13 protein-coding genes and 1 pseudogene are annotated in these 12,702 nt (G+C 66.2%); 6 read left to right on the top strand and 8 right to left on the bottom strand.

All coding sequences use genetic code 11. The features are described 5' to 3' along the window. Positions 1-11 precede the first annotated feature (11 nt). Genes BN4252_RS08190 through BN4252_RS08180 form a run of 3 tightly spaced genes read left to right on the top strand, consistent with a single transcriptional unit; the run spans position 12 to position 2,109 of the window. Positions 12-503 carry a DUF2505 domain-containing protein gene (locus BN4252_RS08190; protein WP_066528872.1) on the top strand — a complete coding sequence of 164 codons (492 nt, stop codon included), beginning with the start codon at positions 12-14 and terminating at the stop codon, positions 501-503. Beyond that, the gene (locus tag BN4252_RS08185) at positions 496-1,311 is read left to right on the top strand and encodes a class I SAM-dependent methyltransferase (RefSeq protein WP_066529368.1); all 816 of its coding nucleotides are present in this window, start codon (positions 496-498) and stop codon (positions 1,309-1,311) included. Before BN4252_RS08190 ends, BN4252_RS08185 begins: the two co-directional genes overlap by 8 nt. A gap of 21 nt (positions 1,312-1,332) precedes the next feature. Further along, positions 1,333-2,109 carry an LmeA family phospholipid-binding protein gene (locus BN4252_RS08180; protein WP_078056842.1) on the top strand — a complete coding sequence of 259 codons (777 nt, stop codon included), beginning with the start codon at positions 1,333-1,335 and terminating at the stop codon, positions 2,107-2,109. 12 nt (positions 2,110-2,121) lie between these two features. On the opposite strand, the gene BN4252_RS08175 is transcribed toward BN4252_RS08180, so the two are convergent. The 7 genes from BN4252_RS08175 to BN4252_RS08145 form a co-directional block, all read right to left on the bottom strand. Continuing rightward, positions 2,122-2,430 carry a DUF2516 family protein gene (locus BN4252_RS08175; RefSeq protein ID WP_078056841.1) on the bottom strand — a complete coding sequence of 103 codons (309 nt, stop codon included), beginning with the start codon at positions 2,428-2,430 and terminating at the stop codon, positions 2,122-2,124. A gap of 9 nt (positions 2,431-2,439) precedes the next feature. Then, on the bottom strand, positions 2,440-3,015 hold the full coding sequence (locus BN4252_RS08170) for a CGLAU_01105 family protein (protein ID WP_066528865.1): 576 nt from the start codon (positions 3,013-3,015) through the stop codon (positions 2,440-2,442). A 20-nt stretch (positions 3,016-3,035) separates the two neighbouring features. Next, on the bottom strand, positions 3,036-4,319 hold the full coding sequence (locus BN4252_RS08165; protein WP_078056840.1) for a DUF445 domain-containing protein: 1,284 nt from the start codon (positions 4,317-4,319) through the stop codon (positions 3,036-3,038). A gap of 125 nt (positions 4,320-4,444) precedes the next feature. Continuing rightward, positions 4,445-4,816 carry a hypothetical protein gene (locus BN4252_RS08160; protein ID WP_066528857.1) on the bottom strand — a complete coding sequence of 124 codons (372 nt, stop codon included), beginning with the start codon at positions 4,814-4,816 and terminating at the stop codon, positions 4,445-4,447. 58 nt (positions 4,817-4,874) lie between these two features. Beyond that, positions 4,875-5,624, bottom strand: a complete 750-nt coding sequence (locus BN4252_RS08155) for a succinate dehydrogenase/fumarate reductase iron-sulfur subunit (protein ID WP_066528854.1) — start codon at positions 5,622-5,624, stop codon at positions 4,875-4,877. After that, complete coding sequence (locus BN4252_RS08150; protein WP_230208612.1) at positions 5,624-7,696, bottom strand: fumarate reductase/succinate dehydrogenase flavoprotein subunit; 2,073 nt, start codon at positions 7,694-7,696, stop codon at positions 5,624-5,626. The genes BN4252_RS08155 and BN4252_RS08150 overlap by 1 nt, the downstream gene beginning before the upstream one ends. 42 nt (positions 7,697-7,738) lie before the next feature. After that, complete coding sequence (locus BN4252_RS08145) at positions 7,739-8,509, bottom strand: succinate dehydrogenase cytochrome b subunit (protein WP_066528850.1); 771 nt, start codon at positions 8,507-8,509, stop codon at positions 7,739-7,741. 266 nt (positions 8,510-8,775) lie between these two features. Here BN4252_RS08145 and BN4252_RS08140 point away from each other — a divergent pair, with 266 nt between their 5' ends. Next, positions 8,776-9,255 carry an SRPBCC family protein gene (locus BN4252_RS08140; protein WP_066528843.1) on the top strand — a complete coding sequence of 160 codons (480 nt, stop codon included), beginning with the start codon at positions 8,776-8,778 and terminating at the stop codon, positions 9,253-9,255. Positions 9,256-9,391: 136 nt separating this feature from the next. Here the strand turns inward: BN4252_RS08140 and lpdA are convergent, their stop codons facing one another. Further along, complete coding sequence (gene lpdA / locus BN4252_RS08135) at positions 9,392-10,804, bottom strand: dihydrolipoyl dehydrogenase (RefSeq protein ID WP_066528842.1); 1,413 nt, start codon at positions 10,802-10,804, stop codon at positions 9,392-9,394. Between the two features lie 449 nt (positions 10,805-11,253). On the opposite strand from lpdA, the pseudogene BN4252_RS08130 reads away from it, so the two are divergent. Further along, positions 11,254-11,379 (top strand): annotated as a pseudogene (locus tag BN4252_RS08130) (quinone-dependent dihydroorotate dehydrogenase); the annotation flags it as partial. Then, on the top strand, positions 11,339-12,577 hold the full coding sequence (locus BN4252_RS08125; protein ID WP_230208611.1) for an alpha/beta hydrolase: 1,239 nt from the start codon (positions 11,339-11,341) through the stop codon (positions 12,575-12,577). The pseudogene BN4252_RS08130 and the gene BN4252_RS08125, both read left to right, overlap by 41 nt. Positions 12,578-12,702 lie beyond the last annotated feature (125 nt).

Below are 12,702 nucleotides of genomic sequence, written 5' to 3'. Positions count from 1 at the left end.
GTCTGTTGGGCATGACTGCACGTAGCGAAACGACCGTTACCATCAACCACCCCGCGCAGAAGGTCGCGCAGGCCTACGCCTCGAGGGAGTACTGGGAGTACGTGGCCGAGCACCTCTCGCCTGAGGCCGGTTCGCTCAACGAGTTCACCGGCAACCAGGCCGTCCTCTTCGAGGTGCTGCCCACGTCCATCCTGCCGGCCGCCGCCCAAGCCATGGTCTCGCAGGACCTCAAGCTCAAGCGCGTGGTGAACATCGGCGAGCTCGACGGCGAGCGCGCCACCCACACCTTCACCGGCGACGTGAAGGGCACCCCGGTGGACTTCTCCGGCGAGATCACCATGACCGGCGAGGGCGACACCACCACCCTGGCGTACGACAATGAGGTCAAGGTGGACATCCCCTTCATGGGCGCCGCCCTGGAGCCGAAGGTGGCCGACGCGCTGGAGGAGATCTCCGAGAACGAGGCCAAGCTCACCGAGCAGTGGATCTCGGACAATCTCTAAACACCACCACAACCTGCGCTCTACGCAGGGGCCGGGCAAGCCGTACGGGGTAATCACCCGCGGCACCACCGGCTACAACCGGCTGCGGCGCTCCGACCGCTGGACCCGCTACCACCCCCGCGTGGCCGAACTGATGCGCTCAGTGGAAGCACCGCTGGCCGTGGACGTGGGCTACGGCGCCTCCTTCACCACCACCGTGGAGTGGGCGCGGTGGCTGCGCCAGCTCAACCCCCGCGTTGAGGTGGTGGGCCTGGAGATCGACCCCGCGCGCGTGCTGCCCGCCCGCGACGGGGTCCGCTTCGAACTCGGCGGCTTCGAGCTGGCCGGCTACAACCCCCACCTCGTGCGCGCCTTCAACGTGCTGCGCCAGTACGACGCCGCCGAGGTGCCCGAGGTGTGGGACGCCGTGACGTCGCGCCTCGCCCCCGGCGGACTGTTCATCGAGGGCACCTGCGACGAGCTGGGCCGGCGCGCGGCGTGGGTGCTGCTCGACGCCGGCGGCCCCGTCAGCCTCACCCTTTCCTGGGATCCGCACGATGTGGCATCGCCTGGCGACGTCGCCGAGCGCCTGCCCAAGGCGCTGATCCACCGCAACGTGCCCGGCGAGCCGATCCACGCCCTGCTCGCCGACGCCGACGCCGCCTGGGCCAACGCGGCCGGGTGGGCGCCCCACGGCCCGCGCGTGCGCTGGCGCCACGCCCACGCCGAGCTGGTACAAAAGGGCTGGCCCCTCGCCCCGGCGCGCCGCCGGCTGCGGGACAACACGCTCACTGTCGATTGGGCGGCCGTGGCGCCGCCCGCACACTAGAGCGCCCGTACACTAGGCCGCATGAAAACGGCGTGGAAATGGATCATCGGAGTGTTGGCGACGCTGCTCGTCCTGCTCCTCATCGCGGAGGCCGGCATTCGTACCTTCCTGGCCCACCAGATCACCTCCGGCTTTGAGCAACAGCCCGGGGCCGCGGCGGCCGCGGACCCAAAGGTCTCCTTCGGTTCAAGCCCCGTCACCCTGGGCCTCATCGGTGGCTCCCTGCCTCACATGACGGTGGAGACGCCCTCAACGCTGTCCGTGAACGGCGACGAGTTCTCCGGCACCCCCGCCGCCACCATCCGGCTGGACAAGGTGCGCATCACCGGTGGCGAGCCGGTGGCGCGGGACTTCCAGCTGGATACGGAGCTGCCGAACGACTTCATCCGCGCAGTTTTGAACCAGGGCATCCACGAGCAGCTGGGGGACAACCGCTTCCTTACCAGCGTGATCACCGTCTCGGACGTGACATCCAACCCGGACAGCGGCACCTTCGCCCTCACGTTCACCAGCGGTGTGGCCGGCATCGAGCTGCGGCCCACCCCAACCGACGGGCAGCTCGGCTTCGAGGCCACCAACACCACGCTCTTCGGCTTCGACCTGCCCAGCGACGTCTCCGCCTCCCTCAGCGACGCCATGGCCGAGGGACTGCGCCAGGAGGTCACGGGCGGCCTTGAGGTGCGGGATATGACGGTGGTGCCGGGCGGGCTCCACCTAGAAATGACGGGCCACGACGTCAACCTGCAAAACCTGCAGGCCGAGGCGCAGCCCGGATTCAGCGCAGTTTCAGCCCGGTAGCGGCCAGCGCTCCTAGTAGTTGCCCCGCAGCAGGTTGTTGATCTGCGGGCGCACGTCGAAGTAGTAGATGCCCACCGCAACCGCGGCGAACCACGCAATGAACGGCAAGCGCAGCAGCAACGCGAGCGCCGAAACCGCGAGGATGGCTACCCACGCGGACTTTGATTGGCGCCCGGCCGCATCGAACGCGTCCGGGCGGGTCACGGCCGCAAGCACCGCCCCCACCGCGCCAGCGATTCCCGCCAGCACGTAGAGCGCCCGCTCCACATACAGCGGGGCGCTCATGATCAGTGAGATCTGCTCAACGGCCGTGGAATCCATACGGCGAGCTTACTCCACGATCTCGCCGTCGATGACCTCGCCGCCCTTGGCGTTCTCGCTGCCCTTGGCGTTCTCGGTGCCCTTGGTGTCCTCGCCGGCGAACTGGTCCTGCAGGCGGTTCACCAGGGAATCGAAGCGGCCGCGGAGATCATCGATCACGCCGCCCTCGCCCTGGGAGTTCTTGTCCAGCTTGTCCAGGCGCTCGTTGAAGTTTGCGCGCACGTCCGCCACAGAGGAACGCAGCGTCGCCTTCGCGTCCTCGGTGAACTTCACGTCACGCTCGCGGAAGCTGTTGAACGCCTTCTCCGCCTCGTTGGTCACGTTGGCGGCCCAGGAGCGCACCTCGCCCTCGGTGTTCGCGGAGTTGAGGGTCTCTCGCGCGGAGTCGGTTGCGCTCTTAAAACGCTCCGGCACGCCCTCGGCGAACTTGCCCAGCGCCGCACCCAGCGCGGAGCCGGCGGCCAGCAGCGCGTCGCCCGCCTCGCGGAGGTTGTCGCGCACCTCACCGGAGCGCTGCGCGCCCTCCTCGGCGGTGTTCGTGGTGTTTTCAGTGACGTGGTCGTTGGGAGTGTTGTTCTCGGTCATGGTTTGCGGCCCTTTCGTGGCTAAAAGAACAGGATCTGCGACACAGTGTAAATAAGGAGCCCGGCCAGCGCACCGACAATCGTGCCGTTGAGGCGGATGAACTGCAGGTCTTTGCCCACCATCAGCTCGATCTTGTCCGCCGCTTCCTCGCCGTCCCACCGCTGGATGGTCTCCGCGATGATGCCCACGATCTGCCCAGCACCGTTCTCCGCGGCGAAGTGCGTGACCCGCTCCAGCCGACGCTCAGCCGCCGCCCGGGTCTCGGGGTCCTCCGCGAGCTTTCGGCCGATCTCCAGCACGGAGCTTGTTGCTTTTCGACGCAAACTGGAGTCCGCGTTCAAACTTGCGTCGACAAGCGAGCGCGAGAGCTGCTCCCACATACCGGAAGCGGCGGAGCTGACCGCGCTCGAACCCATGATGTCCGCCTTGAGCTCCTCCACCCGGGTGATCATCTCGCCGTCAAACTGCAGGTCCTGGGAGAACTGGTAGATCTGCCGCCGGATGGCCAGGCGGGCCTCGTGGTTGGGGGTGGAATCCACGTCATCCATAAAGTTGACCAGCTCCCGGTAGACGCGCTCCCCCACCAAGTCCCGGGCGAACTGCGGGGCCCAGCGCGGCATGCGCTCGTCGATCATGGTGATGATGCTGGATTCCATGGTGCGCAGGCGCTTTTTGCCCCACCCGACCACATCATCCACGACGGGCTCGACCTTGCCGTCTGCGATGAAGCCCTCGAGCATGCGGCCCAGCGGCGGGCCCCAGATCGGCTCCGCGACCTTGTCCACCACGTAGGTGTTGATGAAGGCCTCTGCCTCGGCCGGGTCGATGCCCTCAACCATGCGGGCCGTGAACGTGCCGGCCTCGGCGCTGACCCGCTGCGCGTTCTCGGGCTTGGACAACCACCGTCCCGCGCGCTCCGGGATCTGGGCCTGCATGACCTTGTCGGTGATGGTGCGGGCGTTGAGGAAGTTCTCGCTGACGAACTCGCTGAGCGCATCCGCCACCTGGTCCTTCTTGTTGGGGATGATGGCGGTGTGCGGGATGGGGATGCCCATGGGGTATTTAAACAAGGCGGTGACGGCGAACCAGTCCGCTAAACCACCGACCATGCCGGCCTCCGCCGCGGCGCGCACGTAGCCCACCCACGCCGGAGCATGCCCGCCCGACTGCCACCAGGAGCGGGCGAGGAAGATCACCGCCATGACGCCGAGCAGGCTGGTGACGAAGATCTTGTGGTTACGCAGGACTTTCCGCCGTTCGGACTCATTGGAGGGCGACGGCATGAGCGGCATCTGGTTAGCCATACAAGCGATTAAAGCAGCTCACCCACACACGGAAAATCCCCGGCTCCGCAGTGGGAGCCGGGGATGGGTGCCGCGGGTGAATGCCGCGGGTCGAGGCCGCGGATCTGTACCGCGCCTTAGATCCTTTAGTTCCGGCGGCCGGTGGTGCGGCGGTACTCCTTGTACCCCTTGCGGCCGCGCGAGATCAGCAGGAAGCCGAGCGCAAGCGTGACCGCCATCTCGATGGCGCCGAGCATCATCAGGGCGTTGGAGTAGTCCTCGGACTGGGCGCCCCAGCCGTAGAAGTGGGCACCGATACCCCAAACCATGATGCCGAAGCCGAAGAGGGACGCGAGGATCAGGCCCATGGCCACCCAAGTGGAGTACTGCGTCAGGGAGGAGTGCGGCGAGCCCAGGGAGACCGGGTCGTAGCCCTCAATGTATGAATCTTCGAGCTTGGTCTGGTAGCCCGGGAAGGACTCCGACCGGATGTCCGCTACCGCATCTTGGGAAGCCATGGTGTGTTCCTTACGTTTCCTTGAGAGGTATTACTTCGAAACTATACGGTACGAGCTCTTAGTCGTCACCACCGCGGAAAGCAGCGCGAGCGCGCTCCGCGTTGATGGCGCCGACCGCATCCAGCGGGATGCCGGCCGGGCACACGTCCGCGCACTCGCCGTACAGCGAGCAGTGGCCGAAGTTGGTCTCCAGCTCGTCGACCATCTTGCGGGCGCGACGGGCACGCTCCTGCTTGCCCAGGGGCAGCAGCTTGAGGTGCTTCAGCTTCGCGCCGGTGAACAGGTGCGCCGCACCGTTCGGGCAGGCGGCCACGCATGCGCCGCAGCCGATGCAAGCCGCGTAGTCGAGCGCCAGCTCGGCGTCGTGGTGGTTCACGGCCAGAGTGTCGGCGTCCGGGGCGGTGCCGGCGGCCACGGAGATGTAGCCGCCCTGCTGCATAACGCGGTCGAGGGCCGAGCGGTCAACCGCGAGGTCCTTGATCACCGGGAACGCACCGGAGCGGAACGGCTCGATTTTCAGCGTGTCGCCGTCCTTGTAGTTGAACAGGCGCTGCAGGCAGGCCGTGGTGTTCTGGCCGGCGCCGTGCGGGCGGCCGTTCACGGTCAGGCCGCAGGTGCCGCAGATGCCCTCGCGGCAGTCGTGCGCGAAGGTGAAGGGCTCCTTGCCCGCCTCAACGTAGGTCGCGTTGACGTGGTCGAGCAGCTCCAAGATCGACATCTGCTCCACGGCGTCGTCGACCTGGACGGTCTCGAAGTGTCCGTCAGTATCGGGTCCGGCCTGACGCCAGATCTCAAGTGTCAGTTTCATTACTTGTAGTTCCTTGCCATCAGCGGGATCGAATCGAAGTGCAGGGGTTCTGCGTGGCGGATGAACTGGCCGTCACCGGCCGGCTCCCAAGCCGACACGAAGCACCAGTTCTCGTCGTCGCGCTCGGCCTCGCCGTCCTCGGTAAGGTGGTCCATGCGGTAGTGGGCGCCGCAGGACTCATCGCGGTCCAGCGCGTCCACGCACATCAGCTCGCCCAGGTTGATGTAGTCAACCAGGCGCAGCGCGGCCTCGAGGGTCTGGTTCATGTCGTTCGGGTTGCCCGGGATGTGGAGGTTACGCCAGAAGTCCTCGCGCAGGGCGCGGATCTTGCGGATGCCCTCTTCCAGGCCCTCCACGGTGCGGGACACGCCGCAGTGCTCGTAGAGGATGGCGCCGAGCTGCTCGTGGAAGTACTCCGGGCCGTGCGGCTCCACAGCCTCGATGCGCATGAGACGCTCGATGTGGTCCTGGGTGCGGGTGATTGCCTCGGCAACCTCCGGCGCCTCCAGCGGGAGGACCTCCTCGCCAAGGTGGTCGGCGAGGTAGTTCGGCACGGTGAACGGGAGGGTGAACCAGCCGTCCACGGACGCGGACAGCAGGGAGTTCGCGCCCAGGCGGTTCGCGCCGTGGTAGGTCCAGGAGCACTCGCCGGCGGCGAAGAGGCCGTCGATGGACGTCATCTCGTTGAAGTCCGTCCACAGGCCGCCCATGGTGAAGTGGACGGTCGGCGCGATGCGCATCGGCTCGTGGTACGGGTTGGCGCCGGTGGAGTCCTCGTACATCTCGAAGAGGTTGGAGTAGCGCTCGCGGATCGTGTCCTCGCCCAGGCGCTCGATGGCGTCGGTGAAGTCGAGGTACGCCGAGTTGTGCAGCGGGCCCACGCCGTAGCCGGCGTTGAGCTGCTGGGAGATGGCGCGGGACGCCACGTCGCGCGGCACCAGGTTGCCGAAGGCCGGGTAGCGGCGCTCCAGGAAGTAGTCGCGCTCCTCCTCCGGAATGTCCTTCGGGTCGCGGTCGTCGCCCTTCTCCTTGGGCGTCCAAATGCGGCCGTCGTTACGCAAGCTCTCGGACATCAGGGTGGTCTTCGCCTGCCACTTCGCGTTGACCGGCAGGCCGGTCGGGTGGAACTGTACGAAGCACGGGGAAGCCAGGTACGCGCCGCGCTCGTAGGCGCGCATCATCGCGGAGGCGTTGGAGTTCTTGGCCAGCGTGGTCTTGTGGTACACGTTGCCGTACCCGCCGGTGGCGAGGATGACGGCGTGGCCGGTGAACGGGGTGATCTCACCGGTGATGAGGTTGCGGGTGACAATGCCGCGGCACGCCTTCTTCCCGTCCTCTTCGGTGACAATGAGGTCCATCAGGTCGTTGTGGGTGAAGATCTCCACGTTGCCCAGGTGGATCTGGCGCTGCAGCGCGGACGCGGTGGACAGTTGCAGCTGCTGGCCCGTTTGGCCGCGGGTGTAGTAGGTGCGGGAGACCTGCACGCCACCGAAGGAGCGGGTGGCCAGGGTGCCGCCGTACTCGCGGGCGAAGGGGGCGCCGATGGCGTTCATGTGGTCGATCACGCGCACGGACTCGACGGCCAGACGCCAGCAGTCGGACTCGCGGCAGCGGTAGTCGCCGCCCTTGACGGTGTCCTTGGTGTGGCGGTACGCGCCGTCGTTGTCCACCTTCTTGCCGCGGGCGGAGTTCACGCCGCCCTGGGCCGCGATGGAGTGGGCGCGGCGCGGGGCGTCGTGGTAGGTGAACACCTGCACCTTGTAGCCCAGCTCGCCGAGCGCGGCCGCGGCGGCGCCGCCGGACAGGCCGGTGCCAACAACCAGCACGGTGAACTTGCGGCGGTTCAGCGGGGAGACCAGGTTCATGTGGTCCTTCTGGTACTCCCACATGTCGCGCATGCGGACCTTGGTGCGGTCCGGCTCGTTGCTCTCCAGGATCTCGCCCGGGGTGACGCCGGGCACGGCGGATGCCGGCTGGCGGAAGCCGGCGTTGACGTCGGCACCCTTGGTTTGCTGGGCACCCTGCTGCGCGGCGCCGGCGGAACCGGCGTTCGCGTTGATAGAGGTAGTCATAATTTTCTCCGTGTAGTCCTAACGGGTAGTCCTAGTCAGCCTTTACCGAGAGAATTCCGGAACCCAGCCGAGGGCGATGGCGATCGGCATCACGATGTTGCCGACGACGACGATGAATGGCAGGACGTAGGCCAGCAGCACCATCCAGCCACGGCCGCGCTCACCGAGCCAGCCGAGGTCAGAAACCGCCAGGTAGATACCGTGGGTGAGGTGCAGAGCCAGCGCCACCATGGCCAGGACGTAGAACAGGGTGACAAACCAGCGCTCGGGGGCGAAGGTGGCCAGCAGGTTGTCGCGGACGGCGCCGTGGACGAACTCGTCGGAGGCCACAACCTCGCCGAAGGTGAGGTCGAGCAGGTGGAAGATGATGAACAGCAGCAGGATCACGCCGGTGGCGAGCATCGCGCGGGTGGCGGTGGACTGCCAGCCGCCCATCAGGTTGGTGCGCTTGAACTTGCCGCGGGAGCGCGCGGAGCGGGCGCGGAGGGTGAAGGCACCCCAGATGTGCAGCGCCAGGCAGGCGAGCAGCACGATGCGCACGATCCAGAGGAATCCCTCGCGCGGGAACAGCGGCTCGCCGATGGTGCGCAGCCACTCGCCGTACTCGTCAATCGGCGCGACGCCGTGGTTGAGCGGCATAAAGATCTTCAGGTTGCCCACCATGTGGCCCAGCACGAACAGGCCGAAGATGAGGCCGGTGATGGCCATGGTCAGCTTGACGGCCCAAGTTGGGAAGGACGGCCGCTCGCGCAGCGGCGCTTCAGTGATTTTTCCGTGACGAATGGCTTCACGGTCTGCGTTTTTTACAGTCATGGCACCTCCAGTGTCGATTTCACTTTAAGGAAGGGGCCCGTCTCTTACCTACTTTCCGGCCAGCGTTCGCGCACCCCGCCTGCCGGCACGCGCCCGCTCGTTCGCGCAGCGGCGGGCAGGGTGCCTTCTATTAGGGATTTCCGCAAAAACGCGTCTGCATGTGATTTCCGCCACTCACACCGTGCGCCACCCCTTTAAGCGTCAAACTTTGGTTGGTAAGTGGCACCTAACCACGGGCTTTCCAAAAAGTCTGTATCGTCGGACGCATGGCTGATAACAACAATGACAACCTGAACAACTCCGCGTCCCGCGTCATCGACGCCCCCGCGAAGGAGATCTTCGACATCCTCTCCAACCCGGAGCGCCACCCCGAGACCGATGATTCCGGCATGGTGCAGTCCGTCGACCAGGGCGAGCGCCTGAAGGCCGTGGGCGACACCTTCACCATGAACATGACCAAGGAAGACGGCGATTACCAGACCGTCAACGAGGTCTTCGCCTTCCAGGAGGGTCGCGTCATCGGCTGGAAGAACGTGGAGAACATCACCGCCGAGGTCAAGGTCGGCGCAAAGTGGCTCTACGAGCTCGAGCCGGTCGATCCGGACCACACCCGCGTCGCCCTCACCTACGAGCGCGACGAGATCGAGTCCGACCAGGTGCGCAAGATGAGCGAGAACTTCGACGACGACTTCCTGGCCAAATCCCTCGACGCCCTCGCGGAGGCTGTCTCCGGCACCGAGAGCTAGTACTTGTCGACACAACCTAGGAGCACGCACCGGCCACCCCAGGCCGGTGCTTCTCTTCTGTGTCGGCCCGCGCACTGCGGGCAAACAGCAAGAACGCCCCGGACAGCGCCCGGGGCGTTCTTCACCTACCCGCTGCTTACAGGTTGATCATGTGGCCCTCGATGCCGTGGGCGATCTCCTTGAGCGCCTCCGACAGCGTCGGGTGGATGTGGATGTTGCGCGCGATCTCGCCTGCGGTGAGGTCGAAGCGCTGGGCCAGGGTGACCTCCGGCAGCAGCTCGGAGACGTTGGCGCCCACCAGGTGCGCACCAAGGATCTCGCCGAACTCGGCGTCCGCCACCAGCTTGGCAAAGCCGGCGGTCTCAGCCAGGCCCACGGCCTTGCCGTTGGCGGTGAACGGGAAGGTGGCCACCTTGATCTCGCGGTCCGGCCACTTCTCCTTCGCCTGCTCCTCGGTGTAGCCCATGGAGGCCACCTGCGGGTTACAGAAGGTGGCGCGCGGCGTCATCATGTAATCCTCGATCTCGAGGGTCTCCGCATCGGCGATGGTCTCCGCGGCGATGATGCCCTGCGCCTCGGCCACGTGGGCGAGCTGGAGCTTCGCGGTCACGTCGCCGATGGCGTAGATGTGCTCGACGTTGGTGCGCATGCGCTCGTCGATGGCGATGGCGCCGCGGTCGGTAAGCTCCACGCCGGTGTTCTCCAGGCCGTAGCCCTCGGTGCGCGGGGCGAAGCCGACGGAGATCATGACGCGGTCCACCGTCAGGGTCTGGGTGTCCTCGGTGCCGTTCTTCTGAATATCCACCTCAACGGAGTCGCCGTTGTCGCGCACCGCGGTCGTGGCGTGGCCGGTGAGCAGCTTCACGCCCAGCTTCTTGTACGCCTTGGCAATTTCCTTGGACACGTCCTTGTCCTCGTTCGGCAGGACGCGGTCCATGTACTCGACCACGGTGACGTCCACGCCGTAGTTGGACAGCACGTAGGCGAACTCCATGCCGATGGCGCCGGCGCCGACGATGACCATCTTCTCCGGGGCCTCGGGGTTGAGGATCTGCTCCTCGTAGGACACCACGTTGTCGGACAGCTCGATGCCCGGCAGGGTGCGGACCACGGAGCCGGTGGCGATGATGCAGTCGTCGAAGGTGATGACCTTGCCCTTGTCGTCGCCCTCGGTGATCTCGATGGTGGAGGCGTCCTTGAACGAGCCGAGACCGTTGATCTCGGTGATCTTGTTTTTCTTCATCAGGTAGTGCACGCCGCCCACGATCTTCTCGGAGACCTTGCGGGAGCGCTTGTGGGCATCGGTGTAATCGAATTCCACGTCGCCCTTGATGCCGAAGGTCTTCGCGTCGTGCTTGAAGATCGACGCCACCTCGGCGTTCTTGATCAGGGACTTGGACGGGATGCAGCCCACGTTGAGGCAGACACCGCCCCAGTACTTCTTCTCAACTACGGCAACCTTCTTGCCCAGCTGAGCTGCGCGGATAGCGGCAACGTAGCCACCGGGGCCCGCGCCGAGGACAACAACGTCAAAATGTTCGTTACTCACGATCTCAAGGATACGTGCCGCCCCGCATCGGCGTGAGGTCTCGGCCGGGTAATGCCGGGGATATCTGGCAATATATATGGAGCGAACGCACACACCCCTGCCTTGAAGCCTAGAAAGCCACACCGATGAAGTTTTCCCGCCCCGCTGCATCCGCCGCAGCTGCGGCCACCGCCGCCGCAGTAGCCCTCGCCGTCGCCGCCGTTCCGGGCGTGCGCACCGCCTCCGACGAGCAGCCCCAGGCGCTGGCCACCCAGGTGGCGCCGGTGCGACCCGCCAACCTGGAAACCGAGGCCGTGGTGCCAGCGGCGCCAGCGGTGCCAGCGGAGGAGCCGGAGAAGATCCCCAGCGCCACCGCGCCGAGCCCACGAGACGGACTCCTATCTCGTATGCCGTCTTCTGCTTGAAAAAAAAAAAATATTCATACGTATGGCGGTGTCTGGTGCGGATCTCCGAGCCCCGGCAACCCCGCCCCCCGCCTGTTCCGCCTCCCCGCGGACAAGGCCATCTTGAACCGCATGGGTTTTAACAACGAGGGTGCCATCACCGTGGCGGAGCGCCTGGCCAAGCGAAAGCCCCGAAGGCGTTGACCCGGTTGGCGGCTCCGTCCCGGACGGGGACAAGGCCGGCCTGGCAAACGCCGTGGAGGAGCTGCTGGGGCCGGACGCCGAGGGCGCCGAGGTGGACAACATGCCCGCGGTGGCCGGGGAGAACCTGGCCGGCAGCACAGCCACGCCGGAGAAGGTGAGCGAACTTACGGCCGCGCCCGTCAACTACAAGGGCAACCCCCAGGCCTGGTTCCACAACATCGGGCTGATCAAGGGCGGCAAGGCGTACCAGGTGTACTCCGACTCGATGGGCCGAAACATCCCGGTGGCGGTGATCCGCGCGACCAACCCGGACGGCACCTTGCTCACCGGCGCACCCACCTACTACCTACTCAACGGCGCGGGCGGATCCGAGCAGGACACCGACTGGCTCACCCAGGCGTTTGAGCAGGTGCGCGACACGTTCCAGGACGAGCCGGTGAACGTGGTGATCCCGATGGAGGGCGCGTTCTCCTACTACGTGGACTGGCTCAGTGACCCGCAGCCGAACACGTACCTGCACGGCAAGCAGAAGTGGTCCACCTTCCTCGGCTCCGAGCTGCCCAACTCCATCGAGCCGTTCCTGAACGCGAACGGCACGCGCGCCGTGTCCGGCTTCTCCATGTCCGCCACCTCGGCACTGCTCCTGGCGGAGCACAACCCGGACCAGTACGCCGCCGTGGGTTCTTTCTCGGGCTGCGCCGCAACCTCCACCGCGCTGCCGTCCTTCTTTGTGGGCCTGACCGTCAACCGCGGCTCCGCCGGGCGCGGCAACCTCTCCCCCGCTGACCTGTGGGGCGCGCGCGGTTCCGAGTACAACCGCTACAACGACGCGCTGGTGATGGCGGAGAAGCTGCGCGGCACGCAGACCAAGCTCTATATCTCCGCCGGCACCGGCCTGCCCAGCAGCACCGACATGATCGGCGAGCTAAAGAAGGCCAAGGAGCTGACGTCCTCCGAGGCGCTGGCCCAGGCACTGACCCTGCAGGTGGAGGGCGGCGCGATCGAGGCGGCGATGAACGCCTGCACGCACGACCTGCACACCAAGCTCAAGGCGCTCGACGTGCCCGTGACCTTTAACAAGCGCGCCACCGGCACCCACTCCTGGCCGGTGTGGCACGACGACCTCAAGGTCTCCTGGGAGCGCGTGATCGGGCCGGCGCTGCTGCCCGGGAAGTTCCAGCAGTAGGGGCGGGAAGTCAGGTAATAACGCAAAAACCGCGGTGGCCGGGTGGCCGCCGCGGTTTTTGCGCTGGGTACTTGGGTTCTCGGGTCGAGAACAGGCCCTAGAACAGGCCCCAGAATAGGCTCTAG

It is taken from the genome of Corynebacterium bouchesdurhonense, assembly GCF_900078305.2.
Lineage (GTDB): Bacteria > Actinomycetota > Actinomycetes > Mycobacteriales > Mycobacteriaceae > Corynebacterium > Corynebacterium bouchesdurhonense.
The sequence above is the reverse complement of the archived record's forward strand: the minus strand, read 5'-3'. Positions and strand labels throughout refer to the sequence as shown.